23 protein-coding genes and 1 pseudogene are annotated in these 24,131 nt (G+C 51.3%); 18 read left to right on the top strand and 6 right to left on the bottom strand.

The window, feature by feature from the left end:
* The first annotated feature begins 223 nt into the window (after window positions 1–223).
* Both ACA055_RS26820 and ACA055_RS26815 read left to right on the top strand, forming a co-directional pair.
* On the top strand, window positions 224–2,044 hold the full coding sequence (locus ACA055_RS26820; RefSeq protein WP_497681332.1) for an ATP-dependent nuclease: 1,821 nt from the start codon (window positions 224–226) through the stop codon (window positions 2,042–2,044).
* Window positions 2,026–3,798 (top strand): UvrD-helicase domain-containing protein, encoded by a 1,773-nt coding sequence (locus tag ACA055_RS26815; protein WP_497681331.1) that lies wholly within the window; start codon window positions 2,026–2,028, stop codon window positions 3,796–3,798. Before ACA055_RS26820 ends, ACA055_RS26815 begins: the two co-directional genes overlap by 19 nt.
* 106 nt (window positions 3,799–3,904) lie before the next feature.
* Here ACA055_RS26815 and ACA055_RS26810 read toward each other — a convergent pair whose 3' ends face one another.
* Together ACA055_RS26810 and ACA055_RS26805 are read right to left on the bottom strand one after the other, a co-directional pair.
* A complete protein-coding gene (locus ACA055_RS26810; protein ID WP_497681330.1) occupies window positions 3,905–5,587 on the bottom strand; it encodes a hypothetical protein in 1,683 nt (560 codons plus the stop codon).
* A 463-nt stretch (window positions 5,588–6,050) separates the two neighbouring features.
* The gene (locus ACA055_RS26805) at window positions 6,051–6,359 is read right to left on the bottom strand and encodes a helix-turn-helix domain-containing protein (RefSeq protein WP_497681329.1); all 309 of its coding nucleotides are present in this window, start codon (window positions 6,357–6,359) and stop codon (window positions 6,051–6,053) included.
* Between the two features lie 93 nt (window positions 6,360–6,452).
* On the opposite strand from ACA055_RS26805, the gene ACA055_RS26800 reads away from it, so the two are divergent.
* From ACA055_RS26800 to ACA055_RS26790, 3 genes are read left to right on the top strand one after another with little or no spacing between them, the layout of a single operon-like run.
* On the top strand, window positions 6,453–6,866 hold the full coding sequence (locus ACA055_RS26800) for a hypothetical protein (RefSeq protein WP_497681328.1): 414 nt from the start codon (window positions 6,453–6,455) through the stop codon (window positions 6,864–6,866).
* Window positions 6,859–7,455, top strand: coding sequence for an antitoxin Xre/MbcA/ParS toxin-binding domain-containing protein (locus ACA055_RS26795; protein WP_497681327.1), 597 nt, complete (start codon window positions 6,859–6,861; stop codon window positions 7,453–7,455). Before ACA055_RS26800 ends, ACA055_RS26795 begins: the two co-directional genes overlap by 8 nt.
* Before the next feature lie 5 nt (window positions 7,456–7,460).
* A complete protein-coding gene (locus tag ACA055_RS26790; protein ID WP_497681326.1) occupies window positions 7,461–7,958 on the top strand; it encodes a hypothetical protein in 498 nt (165 codons plus the stop codon).
* Between the two features lie 268 nt (window positions 7,959–8,226).
* Here ACA055_RS26790 and ACA055_RS26785 read toward each other — a convergent pair whose 3' ends face one another.
* On the bottom strand, window positions 8,227–8,418 hold the full coding sequence (locus ACA055_RS26785) for a hypothetical protein (protein WP_497681325.1): 192 nt from the start codon (window positions 8,416–8,418) through the stop codon (window positions 8,227–8,229).
* Window positions 8,419–8,564: 146 nt separating this feature from the next.
* The gene (locus tag ACA055_RS26780; RefSeq protein ID WP_497681324.1) at window positions 8,565–9,713 is read right to left on the bottom strand and encodes an MFS transporter; all 1,149 of its coding nucleotides are present in this window, start codon (window positions 9,711–9,713) and stop codon (window positions 8,565–8,567) included.
* A 193-nt stretch (window positions 9,714–9,906) separates the two neighbouring features.
* Here ACA055_RS26780 and ACA055_RS26775 point away from each other — a divergent pair, with 193 nt between their 5' ends.
* The 13 genes and pseudogenes from ACA055_RS26775 (at window position 9,907) to ACA055_RS26715 (ending at window position 22,345) form a co-directional block, all read left to right on the top strand.
* Window positions 9,907–10,404 (top strand): MarR family winged helix-turn-helix transcriptional regulator, encoded by a 498-nt coding sequence (locus ACA055_RS26775; protein ID WP_497681323.1) that lies wholly within the window; start codon window positions 9,907–9,909, stop codon window positions 10,402–10,404.
* A gap of 81 nt (window positions 10,405–10,485) precedes the next feature.
* Complete coding sequence (locus ACA055_RS26770) at window positions 10,486–10,989, top strand: arsinothricin resistance N-acetyltransferase ArsN1 family A (protein WP_497684499.1); 504 nt, start codon at window positions 10,486–10,488, stop codon at window positions 10,987–10,989.
* 14 nt (window positions 10,990–11,003) lie between these two features.
* Window positions 11,004–12,359: an NAD(P)-binding domain-containing protein gene (locus ACA055_RS26765; protein ID WP_497681322.1), complete on the top strand. Its 1,356-nt coding sequence runs from the start codon at window positions 11,004–11,006 to the stop codon at window positions 12,357–12,359.
* Window positions 12,360–12,679: 320 nt separating this feature from the next.
* A pseudogene (locus ACA055_RS26760) lies at window positions 12,680–13,093 on the top strand (arsenate reductase ArsC).
* 9 nt (window positions 13,094–13,102) lie between these two features.
* Window positions 13,103–13,474 carry a metalloregulator ArsR/SmtB family transcription factor gene (locus tag ACA055_RS26755; RefSeq protein ID WP_010455862.1) on the top strand — a complete coding sequence of 124 codons (372 nt, stop codon included), beginning with the start codon at window positions 13,103–13,105 and terminating at the stop codon, window positions 13,472–13,474.
* A 27-nt stretch (window positions 13,475–13,501) separates the two neighbouring features.
* The gene (locus ACA055_RS26750) at window positions 13,502–13,972 is read left to right on the top strand and encodes an arsenate reductase ArsC (RefSeq protein WP_497681321.1); all 471 of its coding nucleotides are present in this window, start codon (window positions 13,502–13,504) and stop codon (window positions 13,970–13,972) included.
* A 17-nt stretch (window positions 13,973–13,989) separates the two neighbouring features.
* A complete protein-coding gene (gene arsB, locus ACA055_RS26745; RefSeq protein WP_497681320.1) occupies window positions 13,990–15,063 on the top strand; it encodes an ACR3 family arsenite efflux transporter in 1,074 nt (357 codons plus the stop codon).
* Complete coding sequence (arsH, locus tag ACA055_RS26740) at window positions 15,056–15,772, top strand: arsenical resistance protein ArsH (protein ID WP_497681319.1); 717 nt, start codon at window positions 15,056–15,058, stop codon at window positions 15,770–15,772. The genes arsB and arsH overlap by 8 nt, the downstream gene beginning before the upstream one ends.
* 12 nt (window positions 15,773–15,784) lie before the next feature.
* Window positions 15,785–16,297, top strand: a complete 513-nt coding sequence (locus ACA055_RS26735; RefSeq protein WP_497681318.1) for a cyclin-dependent kinase inhibitor 3 family protein — start codon at window positions 15,785–15,787, stop codon at window positions 16,295–16,297.
* 23 nt (window positions 16,298–16,320) lie between these two features.
* On the top strand, window positions 16,321–17,325 hold the full coding sequence (locus tag ACA055_RS26730; protein ID WP_497681317.1) for an ArsJ-associated glyceraldehyde-3-phosphate dehydrogenase: 1,005 nt from the start codon (window positions 16,321–16,323) through the stop codon (window positions 17,323–17,325).
* Window positions 17,326–17,334: 9 nt separating this feature from the next.
* Complete coding sequence (arsJ, locus tag ACA055_RS26725) at window positions 17,335–18,555, top strand: organoarsenical effux MFS transporter ArsJ (protein ID WP_497681316.1); 1,221 nt, start codon at window positions 17,335–17,337, stop codon at window positions 18,553–18,555.
* 390 nt (window positions 18,556–18,945) lie between these two features.
* Window positions 18,946–20,787 (top strand): RNA-directed DNA polymerase, encoded by a 1,842-nt coding sequence (locus tag ACA055_RS26720; RefSeq protein WP_497681315.1) that lies wholly within the window; start codon window positions 18,946–18,948, stop codon window positions 20,785–20,787.
* Window positions 20,780–22,345, top strand: coding sequence for a DNA polymerase (locus ACA055_RS26715; RefSeq protein ID WP_497681314.1), 1,566 nt, complete (start codon window positions 20,780–20,782; stop codon window positions 22,343–22,345). Before ACA055_RS26720 ends, ACA055_RS26715 begins: the two co-directional genes overlap by 8 nt.
* A gap of 198 nt (window positions 22,346–22,543) precedes the next feature.
* Here the strand turns inward: ACA055_RS26715 and ACA055_RS26710 are convergent, their stop codons facing one another.
* Together ACA055_RS26710 and ACA055_RS26705 are read right to left on the bottom strand one after the other, a co-directional pair.
* Window positions 22,544–23,353 carry a hypothetical protein gene (locus ACA055_RS26710; RefSeq protein ID WP_497681313.1) on the bottom strand — a complete coding sequence of 270 codons (810 nt, stop codon included), beginning with the start codon at window positions 23,351–23,353 and terminating at the stop codon, window positions 22,544–22,546.
* 201 nt (window positions 23,354–23,554) lie between these two features.
* Window positions 23,555–24,070 (bottom strand): hypothetical protein, encoded by a 516-nt coding sequence (locus ACA055_RS26705; protein ID WP_497681312.1) that lies wholly within the window; start codon window positions 24,068–24,070, stop codon window positions 23,555–23,557.
* Between the last annotated feature and the right edge of the window lie 61 nt (window positions 24,071–24,131).

Genomic DNA, 24,131 nt, shown 5'->3' with positions numbered 1-24,131 from the left:
ACGCAACTACGCAGCTGAGACTTGTCTCCAAAGAATGTTGCGCTTCATCCAGTCCGCTCATCGGAAAAATCGTGTTCATCAATCCGAAGGATTCCGCTGCGATCTTTGGGATTTCCTTTAGCTGCGCCATGATTGAATGAGCTAGCCAAAATGAATGGGGTGACCATAGAATCATTTTGATGCCATGATCAAAAGATCATTGGGTTTGTGCTGAAGGAACAGTATGAAAGTCGTCAGACTCACCATTCAAAATTTTCGTGGCATCCGGCTCGCGAACCTAATTTTTGATGGCCATACCCTTATGGTCGGAACCAATAACGTTGGCAAGAGTACGATTTGCGAAGCTTTGGATCTTGTATTAGGCCCTGACAGATTAAATCGCTTTCCGCCCATAGATGAGTTCGACTTTTACAACGGCATTTATTTATTCCCTCCCATAGCGGAGGGGGCCGAGCCGCAACCGGTACAGCTGCGCATTGAAGCGGTTGTGATTGAGCTTAACGGCGAGGTTGGCAACAAATGCGGCGGCAACATAGAGTTTTGGCACTTGGTTGAAAATCGAATTCTCGGTCCAGGAGAGATCGAGGCAGCGAATCCCCCCGAGGTAGTCCCGTGTTTGCGAATTGAAACGGTGGGTAAATACGACGCTGAAGAGGATGAGTTTGTCGCTAAAAGCTATTTTTCGCACAGCCCAGATGCCCCACTTGGAGAGCTGACGTCAGTTCCCAAGGCGATCAAACGCCAGTTTGGATTTCTTTATCTCAGAACCCTCAGGACAGGTTCGCGAGCGCTCAGTCTTGAACGTGGATCGATGCTAGACATCATCTTGCGTACCAAAGGGGTTAGGACAAGCTTGTGGGAAAAGACCATCTCCCGTTTGAAAAATCTCGACATCGAAGCTGACGCCGCTGAAATTGCTCCAGTTCTTCGATCTGTAGAGAAGCGTCTTGCTCGATACATTGCGCTGGAGTCTAACGGCAATGCCACGAAGCTGCATGTGTCAGAACTGACCCGCGAGCATCTACGCAAAACCATGACCTTTTTCCTGGCGTTAGCGCCTGATCAGGGGCACGTGCCATTCGCTCACGCTGGCACCGGCACTATTAATACCTTGGTATTGGCGCTGCTGTCGTTCATCGCAGACCTTAAGCCTGATACGGTTATCTTTGCTATGGAGGAACCTGAAATTGCAGTCCCGCCCCATACTCAGCGCCGCATCGCTGAGTATTTAACAACGAAGACGACGCAGGCTTTTGTTACCTCACACTCACCATTTGTAATTGAAAAGTTTGAGCCAAGCAAAACGCTTCTCCTTGCTCGCGATGGAGGTATTGTCACTGCGAGAAAGGTGTCCGACGCTACTGGCCTGAAAGACAACGATTACAAGCGTTTTTCCCGTTCCGGACTTTCAGAATGCATGCTTGGTAGGGCGGCGATAGTTGTCGAGGGGATCACTGAATTTCACGCATTGCCAATTGTTGCTCGCCGTATGGAGGAAAGCGACCCGACCCTCCAACCGCTTGATATCGCAGGGGTGGCTTTCTTCGATGCAGACGGCGAATCGAACATGCCGAAATTCGGTAAATTTTTTAAGACTATGGGACTTCGCACATTCGGATTTTATGACTTCGACTACAAGCACATACGTAAAGCCGAGCAGGCGAAAGCACTCGCTGATAATTATGAGATCAACGTAGAGCATGCCTACAAAGGATTCGAAGGCCTACTTTCTACAGAGGTGCCTGCGGATCGCTTGTGGTCATTTCTGACCACGTTGAAGGCCAACAACGAGAATGGTAATGCCGCGATTCCTGACCAGCGTCCCAGCGACGAGATGGTAAGAGGTTTAGCAAGAGACGTTTTGGGAAGTAACAAAGGAGCTGGTTGGTCCGCTCGCCTCCTTGATGAATGTGCGATTCACGAGCTGCCGGAAACGGTAACTAAATTTTTAACTTCGATTTATGCGCTCTTTCCTTTGCCACCCCCGATCAATGACGGTCCGGAGCAGGAGGTAGGGGACGATGCATGGCCGCCGAAGATATGAACGACGCCTGCGGACTGCGCGATAGCGTATTAGCATGTGAGGGCCACATTCTTGTAATGGGCGGCCCAGGTAGCGGCAAGACAACGGTCGCCCTTCGAAAAGCCGTACAACGCATTAAGCGTGGTATGCAGCCAGGACAGTCGGTGCTATTTCTCAGCTTTTCCCGCGCAGCAGTTGCTCGGATACTCGACGCCGCCAAGCTTGAATCCTCCAGCGAGGAGCGAGAGCAACTGTCCATCCAGACATTTCATTCATTCTTCTGGAGCATCTTGAAAGCACATGGCTATCTACTTGGTGTGCCATACAAGCTTTCAATCCTATTACCTCAGGATGAGAAAGCTATTTCTGGTGGAATCGATGAGCGAGATGAAGGTTGGGCTGACTGGCAGGCGGAGCGAGAACAACTCTTCCGAGTAGACGGTAGGGTTGCTTTCGATCTATTTGCGCAAAACGTTGTGAGGTTACTCAGTCTCAGTAAACATCTGCTGTCCTCCCTTGCAAGCCGGCACCCACTCATAATCGTGGATGAAGCCCAGGATACCGGGGATCAGGCTTGGCAGTGTATCGGGATGCTTGCTCCATATACGCAGATCTTATGCCTCGCAGATCTCGAACAGCAGATATTCGACTTCCTTCCGGGCGTTGGACCTGAGCGCATCATCGCAATTCGAGACGTACTTCATCCCCATGAGGTTGATCTTGGGGCTCAAAATCACCGGAGTCCTGATTCTGAAATTCTAGCTTTTGGCAATGACATCCTAAGTGGCAAAGTGCGTGGTGCTTCCTACAAGGGTGTCTCGACGCTGTCTTACAGGCCTGAGAAGCCGCCTCCAAATTGGAACCATCTGCTGCGTCGCGCTCTGTCTCAACTTTACGATGCTACTAAGGCGCAGACGGGCTCATTCCCAGAGTCGATAGCTATCTTGGTTTCTAACAATAGAAGCGCATTAAAAATGTCTAATGCGCTGAACGCGCTTGGCTCAAATGTGGGCAAGGTCATAAATCACAAGCTGCTTTTCGATGAAGCAGAATCGCTGTTGTCTGCACGGTTTGCTGCATTTCTATTGGAGCCGAAGAACCTGGAGCAAATGGAAACTCACGTCGCTACCGGTATGGAGCTAATCGCTGCCGCCCGCAGTGCGACGGGGCAAGCAAGAAAAGACGTAGCAAAATTGAAAGAACAGGCTTTAAAGATCAGGAGTGGAAAAGCGTTAAATATTAATATCGCAAAATCATTGCGTATCTTGATCTCCGACTTAAACCTTAGATTCACGGGTGATCCAGCTGCGGATTGGTTGGAGGTGAAACGTAGTCTTCGATCTACCAACCAAGCTGAACTCGTTCGGGTTGCTTTACAGCTGGATTTTTTGGTGGCTTTCAGGCGCGGACATCGCATTGCTTCCGCATTTTCTTCAGAGTGGTTGCGCGATGGCGCTTACACAAATGCTCGTTTGGCACTTGATCAAGCGTTGGCGCAAGAACAGATATTGGATGGATCTGAGGATTCACCTTTCTTGCAAGTTATGAACATCCACAAGGCGAAGGGAAAGCAATTCGATGGCGTAATTTTGGTTCGGGAGGCAAGACGGAGCGGGGCGGTTGTGGAGTCATCGTTTATTTGGCGCGACGATCTTCCACCTTACCCTAAAAGTCGCAAAGTGCTTCGGGTTGCGCTGACGCGGGCGCGAACCCATGTGGTTATCTTAGATCCCCAGTGGCCGCCTTGTCCTCTGCTTAAAGGCCATCGGTTATAAGCAAGCGTTGATGGATACTGCCCGATCTGGCTCCGATCAGCGTAGCCGGTAGTCAGGTTGACGTTCGGCCGCCGAAGACTGCGACGGGCCTGCTTTTAATGCAAGGCTAGTTCACTGAATCGCCCAAATAGCCTGTATAGGTCTCAGGTGCCGAAAGAGTTGGTAACGGTGGAGGCGTTGCTTTTGTTAGAGAAACTTCCTTCACTTTTGCTCGACTCGCCGCTCTCTCCGCCTTTCTTTTTGCTCGCTTTTGCGCTTCCTCAAACTCCTGCATGGGATTTTTGACGAAGTGCTGCTCGTACGTCCTCAAAAGCCCCGTATCTTTGCTAGCGACCGCTTGTGCTAATACATATTCCGCATCACGAAGCTGAATTAGGAATTTATGGCTCTCAGCCTGCCTGGCGCTTACCAGAGATAAGGCTCGTTCAGAGAAGCGGCCACTGGTCCAAAGTTCAAACCTCAGATCCATTCCGGCCCACTCCGAATGTGTCTTAGCGAACGCCCTAAGCACAGGAATCCTTTTATCGAGCCATTTGTTTATTTCGTCATCATCAAGTGTGGTGACTGGATGAATCCCTTTGCATTCGATGAAGACGACTTCGTGATTTCTTCGGACTGCCAATACGTCAATTTCGGCTTTATCGCCCAGCAAGTTTTTGACGATTCGGTTCATTTCCTGCTCATAACCAGGAAGGGTAAATTTAGCGATCTGGGCAACGGCGAACTCAAAAAGGCTACCTCTCAAGGTGGAGGCGGCACCTTCAATGCGAGAAAGGTCATCGAAAATTTTCTCCAATGCCTCGGGGTTTTGGGTCAGCTTTGCTGTATCCGTCAGTATCGCGCATAGGTTTTTTAAGGCTTTGGCTACGTCTCGGCCAAACAGGCTTTCAGTCGTAGCCGGAATAATCCCCTCTTTTTTGAGTAAAGCAAAAGCCTCTGCTTCATACTCTTCCGCCACGAATATCTGAAGGCACTTACCCACTTTCGGCAGGCTTCTAAGTGTTATGCACTTGCGAACAAACGCGCCAATGTGTTCGAGAGAAACTCTGCCATTCAACGCTAAATCACAAACCAGAAAGCCAGGTTTTACACCGACAATTGCTTGTCCTCGCATTGGGAATAAATACGACGGCCCTGCCAAATCCCAGTTAAACGTTCCGACCTTAGGCAAGGTCGTGGTGTCTTCATCTTCTCGGGTCTCGACTGAGTCATAGCTGACCATGCCCAGATTCCGGGACCAGTCTTTAACTGCCAATAACGTGATTTTTTCCGCGATGAGTCGGCTCTTCATTTTTGCCCAGAGCGACGTTGCGTCCAGGATGTGTTCAACGTCGCATCGTACGATGCAGGTCTCTCCACCTGGAACCGTGATTTCTTTCACTAGGGTCGCTTTGATCAGTCTCTCAAGCAGACTCTCGGATGAGATGTGTTTTTTCTGGGCTACCGGTGCTCCGCAGGCAATCAGAAAGTGGCCGCGAGGCATGATGTTGTCGCGTAACTCCAATGCATTGAGAGCAGTGAAGTATGAGCTTCCAGTTTTTTTGAGTGCGACCATTAAATTTTGAAAGAAAAAGGGGGAGCCGTAATTTTTCTCCAAATACAGGAATCGGGCTCGGTGCGGAAAAATGATATGGCTCAGCTTGCTCATTCCCTCGCAGCCTCGTTCAACCCGTTTCCGGGCAGCGGTCGCATTCAAACCGTGCCGTTGCTCCAGTAGCTTCGACAGGTCGCTGCTTAGCATTGGGCCATCGCGTTTGAGGATTTCTGCGATTGAGTTCGCTGCCATCATGATTCTCCTGGATGTCACACTGCGCTATTTATATCCCTTGTAAACAAGGTGCAGTGGCTGTTTCGCGGCCTGGCTCAGGTATAGAGGTAAAACAAGGCTTTCAAGCCTGGTCGATTCTGATTTTTGCCCGAAATGTCACAATGCGAAATCTCAGTCACCCTAGGCGATAAAACGGTGGCGACTTACATCGCGTAGACACCTGCTACTTTTCTCCCACTCAGAGCGAATTTCGATGTAGGCCCACGAGCCTGGAGTGGAAGCCTTGTGGGCTCATTCGGCGAAGTCGGTTTAAAGAAAGCAACGAAGATCAGTCCGGCTTGTTACCTCATTCGCTGGGTAGAAGAGTCAACAACGCAGAAGGTGCACGGAGCGAAGCATACGTTTCCCGTCGAATGCTTCGTTTCAATGCCAAAACCAGGGCTGCCCGTGAGCGTGCAGCAGTGAAAAGGCTCAGGTGTGTCTCCTAGCCCACATCCTCATCTTTGCCAGGGATCATTTCTACCCTTACATCGCGAACCGCTTTTGCAAGAAGGGCCTCGAAGCTCGTGCTTGGATCCCGATGCAGATAGCACTGGAGCACAAGTGCCAGCGGGGAGATACCCATGATTTCAGCTAGATCGTCTATCACCTTCAGGCTAGGGGAGCGAAGTCCACGCTCCAGTAGGCTGATGTACTCCCTGCTAACCCTCGGTGGGAAGTCGCTCTGGGCCAAATTGGCCTGATGCCGCATATCCCTCAGAGCCAGCGCAAATGCGTCGTTAAGCTCGCGCATGCGGCTACTCCTGAAAAAGGAGTATGTAGCCACATTGAGCTAGCGTTCGCAGCGTACTATAGTACGCCGATAGTGAACGCTTGGAGAGATAATATGTTCGAAACCCACGCGCAAGCGCGATTGCAGAATCCGCTTTTCGCTTTGGAGGAAGGAACGCATCGTTGGGCCTACATCTCACAGACGGCGAATCATGAGTGGTTTTTTTTGACCTACGAAACGTTCGATGGGGAGATTTCCTCACAACAGCAATTCATGATTCCTGCCGTCCGCCACCTATTGGGTTTGGCCTATAGGGATACACCCGAGGAATTTATTCGAGAAATTCAGCTTGTGTCCCCGCCATGGTTGAACGAGAAATGCAGGTGGTTGATGGAGCCGATTCGAGCGATCCATTCGGTCGGTGAGCGGTACTGCTACGAGCTGATGGATGGACAGATTTACCCGTCCGCGCTACTTCGGCATCCCAGAGAAACGTTGTGGTCCAGGGTAGATAGAGCAAATGAATAATTTCATCGAAAGACGCCTCGCTACTAATCATCGAACCCTTCTTTTTCAGCGAGACGTCTCTGAGACGGAAGTGTTCGGGTTTGAATGCCTCGACGGTTGGTCGGATCTGATCGAAGGCAGTCTGCTGCTAATCCAGCGATATGCAGAGTTGAGAGCGCTCGACGTGAAAATATCACAAGTGAAAGAAAAGTTCGGTCAGCTCCGGATTTATCAACGTGGGGGCGACGCTGGCGTCGGTATGGCTCTAGAAATCACCGAACTGGTCTCGGGTTGCGTATGCGAGCTGTGCGGCATGCCGGCGGCATTGACGGAGCTTGAAGGTTGGCTTCTTGCTCGTTGTGAAAAACATCGCGGGCCACAGCTTATTGAACAAATGGAGCCTCGGATCGCTGACCAAAATTACATTGCCAGCTATGAACGAACGTTGGCGTTAATTTTGTCATTCTTCGGAGCGAACGCCGTACATTGGGTGCAACAGCCAAGCATTGCTCTTGCCGATCGACGACCATACGAAATGCTTAATTTGAAGGATGGATGCGAGTCGGTCTACACGCTGTTGAAGCGGCTCGAATACGGAATTGGGGTGTAATCATCATGACTGTAATTACCGATTCTAGAGTAGTGATGGCCGATCACCCAAATCTTGAAGACCACCTGCGTCGTGAACTGGCGTGGGAATTTGGTCAAGGGCTAGTCGACATGAAACACGTAAGAAGCCTCGTATCGTCGCCTCGGGTGATGTCGTTCTGCGTAAGAGCCTTCACTCATCCGTCGCTTGCTTCCGCTGGGGACACGTATTTGGATGCCAGAACGAAGTTAGCGGATTGGCCTCTGAAAACTTGTGCGGTATCTCTATGCGAATTTACCCAGTTGGAGAGCCTGCTGGAATTTGTCGATGAATACCGCCTCAGCGATGTTTCATTGATGAAGCTCCAAGTCTGGCCATTCGATCCTCAAAGCCTTGATGATTTTGCGATGGCCATAGCTGTGGCACTCAGCTACACGCCTTCTGAACTGATGCAGGAATCGAGAATTTCACTGGCTATAAATGAATTGGTCAGTAAATGGGGCTATTACGCCGATGGGTTCTGAAGCCATCCTGGCCAACCACAAGCTCTTGTATGCCGTTGGCTGATGGCGCGGTTATCCACGATGAGGCGGTTCGAGAGAATGTTAATCGCCGGAAGGATTACGTTGGTCTCTATGTTGGATACTGGATGTTTAAGGTTGTTTATTTGAAGGCTAAATTGCCTGAGCAAAACTGCTGAAGCACGCATTTAGATCCCTCAGCTGGTTTCGATGGATAGACGGAGCGTTGCTGGTGCAATCCGCAGGACAGATATGGAAGCCAAAATTCACGTCAGAATTCACGCCCGACTGAGGCCATTTTTTCCCATGCCTCGTCTAGATTGTCCTCCGGAGTTTCTGCCAGCAGGCGTTCAAGCGAAAGCTTTGTACCTTGGGACGGACCATTAGAAACCTCGTGCCCGACGGTTAGAGGTTGTTCTGCCAATGCATCTTCGATTGGAGTTAGCTGCTTTTTTCGTGTCATTTTTCTTCCTCCAAGACTCGTCCATAAGAGTTTAGTGTTTGAGCGGAGGGGAGGGCGTCAAGGTGACAGGTGGCTGGATCCGCCTGCATTACCAATAGGGGTTGCAGTCGAGTTCCCCGATTTAACACTGCGCCTCCAGCAGCGCCTCACGTGCTCTCTTTTTGAGCCGTCGGTAACCGCCAGGTAGCCATGAAGCATAGGAACAGAAGCCCGCACATCACACCGATAAGTACCGAAGCTCCGAAGCTTTCCAAAACAAAAGCTGAGCCGATGGGGCCGCACGCTTGGGCAACAAGGACAGGCCTTGCGAGCAGTCCCATGCGTGCGCCATATCCTTGAGACCCAAAAAGCGCCAATGGAAGAGTACCGCGAGCGATGGTGAGAATGCCGTTACCCGCACCGTAAAGAACAATTGCTACGAAGGCCAGCCAGGGCAGGCCTGAGATCAGCAATCCAAGTCCGACGAAGCAAAGCAACACACCCACTCGGGCGGACCAAGTTGGGTGCAGATTCCTTCCAATGGAAAACTCCGCAACCCGTGCCACGACTTGCGAGGGTCCAATCACCATGCCGACCGCCAAGGCCATAGCGGTCGCGATCCCCAACTGCTTGAGAACATTGAGCAGGTGTACCGAGATACCAGATACCACCAGTGCCAGTACCGTAAGCATGGCGCCAATCAAGAAAAACAGATAATTGGAGGTCTTTGGGCGAAGCGCAGCCCCCCCAAGTGATTCGGTTATGACGGGGTGGGGCGGTTGTTTTGTGCTTCCAGGAATCAACAGGGCATGAATAGGCAACCCGATTAGCAAGTGTGCAGCTGCGATGGCAAAGCAGGCGCTCCTCCAACCGATCCAACTCTCCAGTCCCGCTATCACCGGCCAGCCTATGGTGCTTGCGAAGCCGCCTAAAAGGGTCAGTCCGGTGATGGAGGTTCGAGCCCCTTCGCCGAAAAGTCGTCCCAGGGTTGAGAAGGCTGCGTCGTATAAACCCGCCGCCATGGCGACGCCGATCAGCGTCCAGGCGAGGTAGTAGGTGGCAAGGTTTCCCGCCAGCCCCATCAGTAACATGCCAAGAGCTAGGAGCAGTGAGCTGGCAGCCAGGACAGAGCGTCCGCCATGACGATCAATCTGACGACCAACTGCCGGCGAGGAAGCTCCCGCTATCAGCATTCCCCAAGACAGACCGCCCACTACGCTGGTAATGGACCAACCTGTTTCTTTGGCTATCGGAGTCGCAAGCACTGCCGGCAAGTAATAGGTCGTACCCCAGGCAAGAATTTGGGTGAAACCCATTGCCCATACGAGCCTGGAGCGATTGATCGTAGAATGAATCTGCTCTGGAAGTGTCACTACCGGTGCGCCCATTTTTAGTTGTCAGTAACAACAAGCTAGCGCCTTCCTCTGGCTATCGTCAATCTAAGTTCGTTGTTGACGCCTCCGAGATTCGAGGATTACTGTTGCGGCTAACAACTAATTTGTGACGGTTATGACGAAGCGTAAAAACGATCAGCTGACTCAGGATTCCGAGGACTTGTATGAGGCGCTGAACCATCTCGTTCGTGTCTATCAATTCCGTGATCGTGACCGGATATGCTGTTACGACGTATCGGTAACCCAATGCTATGCCGTCGAGACGCTGGTCAAAAGGGGGACGCTGCGCCTTCAGGTTTTGGCGGAAGAAATGTTCTTGGACAAAAGCACAGCGAGTCGAGTGATCGATACCCTGGAGCGCAAAGGGTATGTGTCCCGCGTTGAGGATGATGAAGATCGGCGTGCCGTGCGAATCCAGGCAACGGATGCTGGACGTGAGCTATACGGGAAAATTAGAGCTGACCTGATTGCTGAAGAGAGAGCGATGATTGAGAACCTCTCGGCTGAGGCCAGGCAGGGAGCGCTGAATTTGCTCAGGCAGATCACGCGGGCCACGGAGATCCGCTGCGGACTCGTAAACGAGTGCTGCGCGGGCGTGAAGAGCAAGGATTGAAAGGGAAAACTTCCTTTTTAGCAGTAATGTTGTTACTACCAACCTAGTGGGGCCCGAACAATGCTAACAATGCAAACGCTGATGCGATTTCGTTTAGCTGAACGCTTAGATGCTACCAAAATGGCAGCCATCTACAATCAAGGTATCGAGGATCGTAGCTCTACGTTTGAAACGACTCCTGTATGTACATCAGACATGTTTAATCGCATTGACTCAGTAGAACGCTATCCGATAGTGGTCATGGTTGATGTGGCTGATCAGGTTGTTGGATGGGCTGGACTCAGTAGTTATCGCGCCCGAGCCTGTTACGACGGTGTTGCAGATTTCTCCATTTATCTAGATCGCGATGTTCGCGGCTACGGGTTCGGCAAACAGTTGCTTCGGGCATTGCTGGAAGAAGCCGAAGCTCGCGGATTCTGGAAAATTCTTTCGCGTATTTTCACCTTCAATCACGCCAGTCTTGCAATGTGCGAAGCCTGCGGTTTTCGTCAGGTGGGGGTGTATGAAAAGCACGCCTGCCTGGAAGGGCGCTGGCTTGACTGTGCGATTGTCGAACGCCTGTTTCCGGTCAATCAGCCAGTCTGAAAAAGGAATGGACCATGGTGAACAACGATCTTCCCGTTGCCATTATCGGAGCAGGGCCGGTGGGCTTGGCGGCAGCCGCTCATCTATTGGCCCGAGGGATCACTCCGCTGATTCTGGAAGCTGGGCCGAAAGCCGGATCCAGCATTGAAGAATGGGCGCACGTGAAGATGTTCTCTCCATGGCAGTTCAATGTGGACAAGGAGGCAGCTAAGCTTCTGCTGGCCGATGGTTGGACTCCACCACCGGAGAACGAGTATCCAACGGGTTGTGAACTGCTGGACCGGTTTGTTCGACCTCTCGCGGACCTCGAACAGATCAAGCGTCACTTGCAGCTCAATACCCGTGTTCTGGCAGCCACTCGCGTCGGTCAGGATGTGATGAAGACCCAGGGCAGATCGGCAGCTCCTTTTTTACTGCGTGTCGCAGGGCCCGCGGGTGAACAGGATGTGCTTGCCAGTGCTGTCATTGATGCCTCCGGCACCTACCTGACACCAAACTGGATGGGCGCCCATGGCATCCCTGCATTGGGCGAGATCGTGCATGCAGCGCACATTGCGTACGGCATTCCGGAGGTGCTGGGTCGTGCGCGGAATCGCTATGCCAACAAAAGAGTGCTGGTGGTGGGTGGTGGTCACTCCGCGTTTAACGCCCTACAGGATCTGGTGCGTCTGATTCAGGAGGCACCGCAAACCAAAGTGCTCTGGGCGATCCGAGGTAATTCTCTTGAGCATATTCTGGGTGGTGGTGCGAATGATCAATTGGAAGAGCGCGGAAAGCTCGACCTGAAGATTCGCCAATTGCTGAATGACGGCGTGATCGAGCTTTTCAAAAACGTCGCTATCGATCAGGTTGTAGGCAATGACCAAGGGTTGGTTGTGAGGGCGGGAGACCAGATACTTCCACCTGTGGACCAAATCATTGTGGCGACTGGATTCCGACCTGACATGAGCCTGCTCGCCGAGTTGCGTATCGCACTTGATCCCGCAACTCAAAGCGCAGTGTTGCTCGGTCCAATGATCGATCCCAACGAGCACAGCTGCGGTACGGTCAGACCTCATGGCGCGATAGAGCTGGCCCATCCTGAGGAAGGTTTGTTCATTGTGGGGATGAAGAGCTATGGTCGGGCGCCTACGTTCTTGTTGATGACTGGGTATGAGCAAGTTCGCTCTGTCGTCGCGGCGCTGGCGGGTGATTGGGATGCGGCCAAAAGGGTTGAGCTGATCCTCCCGGAAACGGGCATTTGCAACTCGGATTTCGATGAAATCGATGATCGCTTGAAGGCTTCGGCAAGTCAGACGTCTTGTTGTGGCACCGGAGAGACAATCCTTGAGGCCGCGCCTCGTACCCCGCCGGGTTGTTGCAAAGCCTAGTGCGCAGCAACCGAACCCGCCCTCGATGACCGGGGCGGGTTAGGGCGACCTTCTTATTTTCTTTTGCACGTCCAGGTAGTCCTTGAGCCAAGGAGCGACCTATTTCTGCGTGAGTGACAGATTCATTACAGAAACCATATATGCACCGCCGCAGATATTTGAAGAGACACGGAAGGCAGGGTAGCGCCTTAATACACAGCTTTCATTGACGGTACTCGGCGGAGCCCAATCGTTTTGATGGATTAATGGGTCGTTGGCTCTTTACCTTGCATGCGGAAAAACATATATTCGTTAAGCCGCATATGAGCTGAGGCTTCACAATGACCAGCAAAGCCCGTGTCCTGTTCGTCTGTACTGCCAACGCTGCACGCTCCCAGTTGGCTCAAGCGTTGCTAAGGCATACCGATTCGGAGCATTTCGAGGCGTTCAGCGCCGGCACAACTCCAGCTCAGGTACATCCGCGCACCTTCGAGGCGCTTTCACACATCGGTGTGAGCACCGAAGGATTACGTAGCAAGTCGATAGACGAGTTCCGTGGTGAGCGTTTCGATTACGTCATCACCTTGTGTGATAAAGCAGCAGCGGAATGCCTGTCTTTACCTGGAGCGGGTGAGGCATTGGCCTGAAGTTTTGAAGACCCGGTCACTAGCACCAAACCCGATGCCTTCCGTCACACCCTTCACGAAATTCATGAGCGCATCAAGATGTTCGTCTTGGTCAAAAACAAACACTGAGAAAACCATATGGCTGACCATCTGACACCGACCACTGTTTTCAAATGCCTGGCTGACGACACTCGGGTCCGCACGATGATGCTCATCACCCGTGAAGGAGAGCTTTGTGTTTGCGAGCTGACCTGCGCGTTGAACGAGAGTCAGCCAAAAATCTCCAGGCACCTAGCGCAACTGCGTACTTGCGGCCTGTTGTCGGACCGTCGGCAAGGCCAATGGGTGTATTACCGACTGCACCCGAATCTCCCTGATTGGGTTCATCAAGTGCTGACCACCGTGCTGGAAAGCAACAAGCACTGGTTGAGCCCTGATGCCAAACGCCTTGATGAAATGGGTGACCGTCCTGAACGGGCAGCCGTGTGCTGTGAAAGCAAAATCGCCTGATTCCGCCTTCGACTACGAGATCGCTCGATGAAAATCCTGTTCCTCTGCACTGCCAATAGCTGTCGCAGCATCCTTTGTGAGGCGGTTTTCAATCACTTGGCACCGGAAGGCATGAAAGCCTACAGCGCGGGCAGTCAACCCAAAGGCGAAGTGCATCCGCTGAGTCTCAAAACTTTGGAAAACGCTGGTATGTCGACGCTCGGGCTGTTCAGTAAGTCCAGCGATGTCCACGTGAACTTGGCACCAGATTTCGTCATCACGGTGTGCGACAAGGCTGCCGGTGAGGCCTGTCCGGTATTTTTCGGGCCGGCCACCAAGGCCCACTGGGGGCTGGCTGACCCTTCGGAATACCACGGAACTCAAGAAGAGATCGAGGCGGCTTTTGAAGCCACTTTGGAGCAGATCAGAACCCGTATTGAAGCCTTCTTGGCATTACCGCTTCCGCAACTGAGTGCCGAACAGCTCAAGGCAGAGCTGGCCCTGATTGGCACGCTGTAACCACAGGAGCAATGATCATGAGTAAAAGCCGCCTTTCCTTCCTGGACCGATACCTGACCCTGTGGATTTTTCTCGCCATGGCCTTGGGCATCAGTTTGGGGAGCCTGTTCGAAGGCTGGCCGCAGTGGCTCAACAGTCTTTCTGTAGGCACAACCAACGTCCCCATCGCTATCGGCTTGATCGTGATGATGTATCCGCCTCTGGCCAAAGTTCGTTATGAGGAACTGCCGGAAGTCTTCAAGGACAAGCGCATCCTAGTTTTGTCTTTGGTCCAGAACTGGGTCATCGGCCCTGTGTTGATGTTTGCGCTGGCGATCATCTTCTTGCGGGACCAGCCGGAATACATGACGGGTCTGATCCTGATCGGCTTGGCTCGTTGCATCGCGATGGTGCTGGTCTGGAATCAGATCGCGGGCGGTAACAATCAGTACGTCGCCGGGCTGGTGGCGTTCAACAGCATCTTCCAGATCCTGTTTTTCAGTCTTTATGCCTGGGTCTTCCTTGGGTTGTTGCCGCCGCTGTTTGGGCTGGAAAGCAGTGTGATTGAGACCAGTTTTGTCAGCATTGCTGAGTCGGTTCTGATCTACCTGGGTGTGCCATTCCTGGCGGGCTTCCTGACCCGCAAGATTCTCATCGCCCGAAAAGGCGAAGCTTGGTTCCAGGATCGCTTCATTCCGAAGATCAGCCCGCTGACGCTGGTGGCACTGCTGTTGACCATCGTGGCCATGTTCAGCCTCAAGGGTGACGTGGTGCTGCAATTGCCATTCGACGTATTGCGCATCGCGATCCCGCTGACGATCTACTTCGTGGTGATGTTTTTCATCAGCTTCTGGATGGGCAAGCTGCTCAAGGCTGACTACCCGCGCACCACCGCATTGGCTTTCACAGCCGCAAGCAACAACTTCGAATTGGCGATTGCCGTGGCCATTGCCACCTTCGGCCTGGCTTCCCCGGTCGCCTTTGCCACGGTGATTGGTCCGCTGGTGGAAGTACCGGTACTGATTTCTCTGGTCGGTGTGGCGCTTTGGTTGAAACGCCGCTGGTTCGATGAATCCAAGAGCGCCGTTGCGCAGGACAAAGACTATGTTTGATGACCATATCCCCCAACTCGATACAGAACTGGTTGATCTCCCATCAACAGACAAACTCGGTATCGAAAAGACCTCCATCCACAAGCCGCGCATTTTGCTGCTGTACGGATCGACCCGTGAGCGCTCCTTCAGTCGCCTGTTGGTAGAGGAAGCCGCTCGACTGCTAGAGCACTTCGGCGCCGAGGCGCGGATTTTCGATCCGTCAGGTTTGCCGCTGCCAGATGACGCACCCGACGATCATCCGCGCGTGAAGGAACTGCGCGAGCTGATGCTGTGGTCCGAGGGACAGGTCTGGTGCTCTCCAGAACGTCACGGTTCCATGAGCGCAGTCTTCAAAGCGCAGATTGACTGGGTGCCACTGGCGATGGGCGCGGTGCGCCCGACCCAGGGCAAAACCCTCGCTGTCATGCAGGTGTGCGGTGGCTCGCAGTCGTTCAACGTGGTCAATCAGCTGCGAGTGCTGGGACGTTGGATGCGCATGTTCACCATCCCCAACCAATCCTCCGTGCCGAAGGCCTATATGGAGTTCGACGACAACGGTCGGATGAAGCCTTCTCCGTTCTACGACCGTGTCGTTGATGTGATGGAAGAGTTGGTGAAATTCACGCTGCTGCTTCGCGACCGTCAGGACTATCTGGTGGATCGTTATTCCGAGCGCAAGGAGTCAGCGGAAGAACTCATGAAACGTGTCAATCAGCGCTCCATCTGAGGATTTTTCAACGTGCAACAACACCCATATTCCGTACTGCCCTTGGCACAGTTCAGTGGCCAATTGATCTTCACCCCGTGTCCAGGCACAAAGGACACCCGACCTTTCGAGGCGTTGCAAACCCTTAAGGATGCAGGCGCATCGGCGTTGCTGACGCTGATGCCGACCGAGGAATTGCTTCAGAACGAGATCGACCTGCTGCCCGAAGAGTGCCAAATGCTTGGCATCGAGTGGTTTCACCTGCCAGTAGAAGATGATCAAGCGCCTGGCGAAGCATTCAAGGCTGCTTGGGCGCAGCACTACCCGCGTCTGAAGCAATTGCTGACCGAAGGGAAAACCATCGCTATCCATTGCAAAGGCGGCTCGGGTCGTACCGGTTTAGTCGCCGCTCAACTGTTGATCGAGAGCGGTGTGCCATTCAGCGATGCCATCCGCGATGTTCAGTCGTTGCGTCCACGTGCCATTCAGCATCCTGCCCATATCGAATACATCGGCCAGTTCGACACCCAGTCGAACTCCCACTGACAACAGATACAGAGCACAACAACATGACTATCAAAGTTGGCATCAATGGTTTTGGTCGGATCGGTCGCCTCGCGCTACGAGCAGCCTGGAGCTGGCCAGAATTTGAGTTCGTTCAGATCAACGATCCGGCAGGCGACGCAGTAACCCATGCGCACCTGATCAACTTCGACTCCGTGCATGGTCGTTGGCACAACGAAGCCAGCGCTGAAGGCGATCAGGTGGTGATTGGCGGCAAGCACATCAAGGTGACCGCGAACAAAGCGATTGCCGACACCGACTGGTCGGGTTGCGATCTGGTGATCGAAGCCAGCGGCAAGATGAAAACCGTGGCGGTCTTGCAGGCCTACCTGGATCAGGGCGTTAAGCGTGTGGTGGTTTGCGCTCCGGTGAAGGAAAAAGGCGCGTTGAACGTCGTCATGGGCGTCAACCATCAACTGTTCAATCCGGCGGAACATCGCATCGTCACGGCGGCGTCATGCACCACCAATTGTCTGGCGCCCGTGGTCAAGGTCATCCACGAAAAGCTGGGCATTCGTCACGGTTCGATCACCACCATCCACGACCTGACCAATACCCAAAGTATTCTCGATCAGCCGCACAAGGATCTTCGGCGTGCGCGTGCTTCCGGGATGAGTCTGATACCAACCAGTACCGGCTCGGCCACTGCCATTGCCGAAATCTTTCCGGAGCTGCGTGGGCGTCTGAATGGTCACGCGGTACGCGTGCCGCTGGCCAACGCTTCGCTGACCGACTGTGTCTTTGAGGTCGAGCGGGCCACCACTGTCGAGGAGGTGAATCAGTTCCTCAAGGACGCGTCTGAGAACGAGCTAAAAGACATCCTCGGTTTCGAGACGCGTCCGCTGGTGTCCATTGACTACCGTACCGACCCACGTTCGTCGATCATCGATGCGCTGTCGACCATGGTTATTAATGGCACCCAAATCAAACTTTACGCCTGGTACGACAACGAATGGGGCTATGCCAACCGCACCGTCGAGCTGGCCAAAATGGTCGGTATGGCAGTCTAAGGAGCGGTCATGAAAGCGTTGTCAGCCCTCGCTCCGGAAGTGCGGCAGTACCTGTTCGTGACGGGTAACTACTGGGCCTTCACCCTCACCGACGGCGCCCTGCGCATGTTGGTGGTGCTGCATTTTCACGCGTTGGGCTACAGCCCACTGCAAATCGCGGCGTTGTTTCTGTTCTACGAACTCTTTGGGGTGATCACCAACCTGGTGGGTGGCTACCTCGGCGCCCGGCTGGGTCTGAACCGAACCATGAACATCGGGCTGGGCATCCAGGTCGCGGCGCTGCTGATGCTGACCGTTCCGGTATCTTGGCTAACCATCCCATGGGTGATGGGCGCGCAGGCGTTGTCGGGGATCGCCAAAGACCTGAATAAGATGAGTGCCAAAAGCTCCATCAAGCTTCTGGTTCCTGATGGGCAGCAGGGCAAGCTCTACAAGTGGGTGGCGATCCTCACCGGCTCGAAGAACGCACTCAAGGGTGTCGGTTTCTTTCTGGGCGGAGCCTTGTTGGCACTCATCGGCTTCAAAGGCGCCTTGCTGGCCATGGCGGGTGCCCTGGCTCTGATCTGGATCAGTAGCTTGATTCTGTTGAAGAAGGACCTGGGCAAAGCGAAAGCCAAGCCTAAATTTCGCGACATCCTGTCCAAGAGCCGGGCGATCAATATCCTCTCAGCGGCGCGGATGTTTCTGTTCGGTGCCCGCGATGTCTGGTTTGTGGTGGCCTTGCCGGTGTACCTGAGCAGTGTCTTCGGCTGGGATTTCTGGATGGTTGGCGGCTTCCTTGCGGCATGGGTGATTGGCTACGGCATCGTGCAGTCCTTTGCACCTAATATCACCGGTAAGAAACGTGGACACGTACCGGATGGTCGTGCGGCATTTCTGTGGGCACTTGCACTGGCAGGCTTGCCTGCGGCAATCGCTCTTGGGCTGAACATTGGTTTGTCGCAGCAGACGGTGCTGCTCGGCGGGTTAATGGTCTTTGGCGCGCTGTTCGCGGTGAATTCGTCGCTGCACAGCTACCTGATCGTGTCCTACGCCAAGGAAGACGGCGTGTCACTGGATGTGGGTTTTTATTACATGTCGAACGCCATGGGGCGACTGATCGGCACGGTGCTCTCCGGCTGGGTCTATCAGGTGTATGGGCTTGGCGCGTGCTTATGGATATCGAGTGCATTCGTGCTGCTTGCGGCTTTGATTTCAATTGCATTGCCTCGTCATGCGTCTAGTGAATGACTGCTTTTGGCCGTTTTCTACCTCTCGCCAAAGAGCAGTAATCGGCCAGTAGCTGATTCAAGGTGTCTACAAAATCAGTAGCGATTCAGATCAGACGGTGATAGACGCCAACGCGTGCCACACTCCCGACGACATTGCCGGGTGTCACTATGACGGAGGACCCACGATTGGACAAAAAATTTCAGCCTCAATGCTTCTTCCTATTCCTGTGGCAATACGCCAGCGGACATGCTACCAAGTAGACTTCGCCGGAAGATTCGGATAAACGTTATCTCGCAGCATTTTTACGCATCGCCGCAAGCATCAATGAAAGGTCTAATTCGTGGCATGAAAAATAGCAATATAGATGGGTGATTTGGCTGCGCCACCACAACTATCAAGGATTGAAGTATGGAAACAGAAATTGCTTCCGAAAACAGCGGCGAAATCACCGACCCCTGTGAAAGCGATCCACTTCATCTTACATTAGACTTATTGTTGTCAGAGATACAGAACAACAAGGCACTGCTTAAAGATAATATATTTCGCAAAAAACTAAGCACCCTATTCAAAGAATCTAACACCCAAAAGCTTATAGGCTTAGGCAATAAAGCCCCCCTTGAGCTATTAGCATTTCCAATTGATGTCGACGCAGTATTGCAACACTTAAACCAAGATATGCGCGACGACTGGTTCGTTGACGTACTACAGCACCAGGACTTATTTTCTAATAAGTCGCAATTGCACGACACGTTAAAGTCTCTCTTGCTTGAAGAAAACGGGCGTTACTTAGGCTGTGAAAGACAGGCGTACGACATCCCTAAAAAAGGATTAGGAGTTCGTTATTCGTTAGAAACAGACTTCTATGATCGTTTTATATATCAAGCAATATGCTCTTATTTGATGCCATTTTATGATCCACTACTATCCCATCGGGTGCTGGGCCATCGGTATAACAAAAAACGAGCCTCCGAGAAATACATATTTAAAAGTCGAATCGATTTATGGAAAACCTTCGAAGGCGTAACAAAAACAGCACTTTCTAACGACCAATCGTTGCTAGTCACCGACCTAATTAACTATTTCGAGAACATTTCCCTGGCGGCCATAAGTGCAGCCTTCGAATCGATGCTTGAACAAGTGAAAGCATCAGGGCCGGAAAAGACTTTAATTCGAAATGCGATACATACTCTCTGTACTCTTCTGGCAAGATGGGGATACAACGAGAGGCATGGCCTCCCTCAAAATAGAGATGCTTCTTCCTTCATTGCCAACATAGTACTCAACTCAGTTGACCAGAACATGGTGGCATTGGGGTACGACTACTATCGGTATGTGGATGACATCAGGGTAATTTGCTCTTCACCGCGAACAGCCAAAAAAGCGCTTACAGATTTAATAAATCAGCTTCGGAAACTCGGAATGAATATTAACTCAGGAAAAACCGCGATCCTTACAAAGGATACTCCAGAATCCGAAATCGCCGAAAACTTTCCGACTACCGACGATAGAACACTTACAATCGACAGTATGTGGCGCTCCAGAAGCAGGAGAGTTATAGCTCGATCGGCAAAGTACATTTATCAGTTGCTGAAAGATTGCATAGACAACAAGCAAACGCAGTCGCGACAGTTTCGTTTTGCGGTAAATCGTCTAATTCAACTAAGTGAAGCGAAGCTTTTTGATATCCATACAGAGATTTCTGATGATCTTAAACTGCTACTAATAGAAACTTTAGAAGACCACGCTGCCTCTACAGACCAGTACTGCCGCCTTCTTTCAGCCCTAAACTTAACAGAAGATGACAACGGAAAAATCACTCAATACTTGATGGATGATGAGAAGTCCATTCATTCCTGGCAGAATTTTCATCTTTGGTTATTGCTCGCAAAGAACCGCTACAAAAGTGAAAAAATTCTTCAATACGCATCCGCCAAAATACAGACGAACGTTCTTCAAGCAGAGGCATCCGCGATCTTCATATACCTCCGCTGCGTTGATGAAAGCGCTGCACTAATTCCGGTCATCCCGGAATTCAAAAGTACATGGCCTTTTTACCATCAAAGAAATTTTTTGCTTGCTACAAGTGAATTTGGCAAAGAAGATTTACGCCCTTTAATATCAGAGTTAAAAACAAAAATAAAAGGTACTGCTACCCGAGCAAGATCTCATTTCAAAGACGGACGCCCTCTTGCAGAGCGCGAATCAAGAAGCCCAATGGAACTATACGAAGAGATAAGCCCATATGACTAAAAAGGCTCTCATCTTCATCAGGGACTACACGGATCAAGCAAAAGACAGATTTTTTCTTTGGTCTGAAAAAGTTCTAAAAGAAACATCTGCTGAAGACATTTCCTCTCAAACAGAAGAGCTAGTTTGCCATGATTACTGGCTTATAGCCCCAATACTTTTCAGACTAACTGGAAGGCTGCCAAAGCTAATTACAGACGTCGAAGAGCTGAGAATTTCTATCTCCGGAAAGAGATCCGAGAGAGAGAAAAAAGAAAAGATAGACATTACCAATTCGCTTCAAAGCCTTGTAGCCAAAGAGACTATACAAAAATATCTCGCGATATTTAACAGGAAAGAAGAAATCTGCGAAGAAACTCTTTCAGTGTTTGCCGATGCTCTCTTGTCGTACTCTAACCAAGTTGAAGCTGAAGCAAAGCACGAGCAGGAATGGGACAGGCTAATCCAAATAGAACAGCCTGTCGCGCGCTACCTGATAGGTTCTGCTGCGGCTGGAATAAATATAAACACGGAAGTGCTCAGAGGCCATAAGGATAAGATCGAGTTCGATTTTTACATGGCCCTGAAGCAATTTTCATCCAAGTACAGTGTTCCTCTAGAAGTTCCGTCGGATGAAGATGTTGTGGAGTACTTAGAGCCTCGCGGCTTTGATTTTTCTGGCGTATATGTAGATTACGTTCTCAATTTCGTCCCAATGCAGGACGAATATGCTGACGACTTACTCAATCTAAGAAAAATTCAAAAATCCAGAATGGTATTGGCGGCAATACCGCTCAGCCAGAAAAAAATCTTCCCAATAGTAGATTCATTCGGTTCAATTACTTCGCGCATATACTTCAAAGACCCATCATTGCAAAATCTTGCTAAGCAGCACCGAGATATACTCATTCCAGATGAGGGGCAACTCTTCTCTTACGTCGATTACGAGCAGTACGAGGCCGGAATAATGGCCGCGCTATCTGGCGACCCATTACTTAATAAACTCTATGCGGAAGGCGATCTCTATCAAATAGCAGCTGACTCTATTTTCCGGGATGTAACAAAGCGAAAAGAGGCGAAACGACTATTCCTGTCTTACGCGTATGGAATGAGGCACCGTGACTTAATTGATGCAGCGTACGGGTACGGCGCGGACAGACAAAATGCAAAAGCTTTTTTTAAGCAATTTGCCGAATTTGAGGATTGGAAATCCAGAGTTTATACCCAGTTTGAAACAGAGGGCAAAATTGGAACTGTTCTTGGCAACCACATTAAACGAGAGCGAACGGGAGCTTTAAGTGAGAAGGAGAAGAGATCCTCAATCAGCCAGCAAGTCCAAGGAACCGCATCACTAATCTTTAAAAAGGCTTTGATTGCGATGAGCGGCGATCCACGAGTCGAGCTAAAAGTGCCAATGCACGATGCCGTGCTTTTTCAGCACCAGGAAGGTTTTGACCCGCAAGTCGTAGTCAATATTTTTGCAGAGGTCATGTCCAACCACTTTGAACACAAGGTGACAGGAAAAGCATCATTGGCACCGTTTAGTCCTCCTCCTGAAACAGGCCAATTGCCTAGCGATTGAAATAACTAAGCCAATGCTGGTCCCGAGTTCTTTTGTGGTACCAGTAATCGACCGTTTCTCGTCACTAGCGATGTGAATCGCCCCGAGTTTCGTAGGCACTTCCTGTGGTCCGCTCTTGGCCGAACTCTACCTATCACCAAGGGTCCCAACTGGTTGAATTCTCGGCCGATACCAGCCCTTCACCATCAACAGTTGGCATTACCAGATGATGCGGCCATCTGGCTCAACCCCCTGAGCGTTTCGGAGCACGTCAAAATCGTACATTCCAAACTTGTATTTTTTAATGATTTTGATGACGAAGCTTGCCGAGATCTTCAAAGTTCTCTCAGCCGCCATCGGCTTGATCGCATAGTTCCTTGATGCTTCTGAGGCGACACCGCTGTAGGCAATTGCATCAATGCCAGGATTACGCTCGAAGAGAAGGCTGGCAAGCGTTCTAGAGTGAAGATACTGCGTTTGCCGGGCTGATCTGTCCTTGAGGATTGAGGAAAGAAATGCGTCAGTGAACACGAAGCTCTTTCCGAAATCATGGGGCATCTGATTCAGCTGCTTGTTAATCAATTGCCCAACCATCTCTGAGGTCAAGCCTGAGCCCCAGCGATGAACATGGGTGATTTCGCCGATCATTGCACATCTCAGCAATTCGTTAGGTAGTTGCTCAAACGCTGCCACATGCAAGAAGTCACCCTGGGAAGCACCTATTTCTTCGAAGGTAGACATCAGGTTGGCTGACAAATAGAGGACCGGGGCATTTTCCTCATTTAACCGGCCAGCGACAGTCTGATACAAAGGAGGATGGTTCAGTTCACCAACGCGCTCAAAGCCTGTGTCGGTCGGGCATCTTCGAGCCCGCCAAAATGCCCGGTCATATTTCATCTCGTAATTGATGACCTGGTAATAATCGAGCAGGAAACTCAACTTCTCTCTTACGAATGCGATGTTCGTACTCGCCAAGATCGCCGTGGAAAGCTCGTCGAGATGGGGTAGCGAAAGCGCTTTGAATTCCACGGCTAGTGATCTCCTGATGAACCGTACAGTATATTGAGCCTAGCAACCGTATATGGACTCCTCCTCGTCGGGAAGCTTCCTTCGCTTGGCAACAGCAAGCTGGCAACCTTCGACGAAGCCGGATCTTAGGGATGGCAGAGCAGTTCCGTTTCGCGCCCGTTGCATGGAAAAATCGTTGAATTGGTTAACTAGATTGACTGATTATTCATTAAGGGAGCTATGCCACTGTGAAAGTATTAGAGCCGTTTTCGCTTCAATTACCTCCGGCGGGATGCCTTTGCTAATGACAAACTTTTGCGATTGCTCCGAAATTTCCTTTAGTAATCGCCCTGCTTCATCTGTGATTGCCTCCAGGCGAGATTGAAGGCGAGCGAAAGACAAATCATCAATTAGCGCTTTGTTGCTGTCCGTCCGAGAGCTATGTACTAGCCAATTTCTTTCCTTCAGCAACGCTTGAAATCTTGCTAATAAAGTGACAGGTAGTTTTTCGGTTTTAGCCAGTTGCGTTAAGCTCCCACCGAAGGTCTTCCGCTGAGCATTTTCTACTAGAGCGTCGCCTTTTTCCTCACCCATCCCTGGCTGGGCCTGCTCTACAAGCACAAAAAACTGGGCAGTAGAGCCTTCTAGGATTTGCAGTTGCCATAGCGCGAGGCCAACTGCTTGAGTAAGTGTCTCTAGTCTTTCGGCCTTGGCATACCTGTCATTTACCGCAGTCATTGATATTTCCATCCTTTAGATTATTTTTTAGGTGGAACGACATATTCTGCGACCAGTCCAA

Source organism: Pseudomonas sp. LBUM1657 (assembly GCF_059716075.1).
Note: the sequence above shows the minus strand (reverse complement) of the source record. Positions and strands in the feature narration are given on the sequence as shown.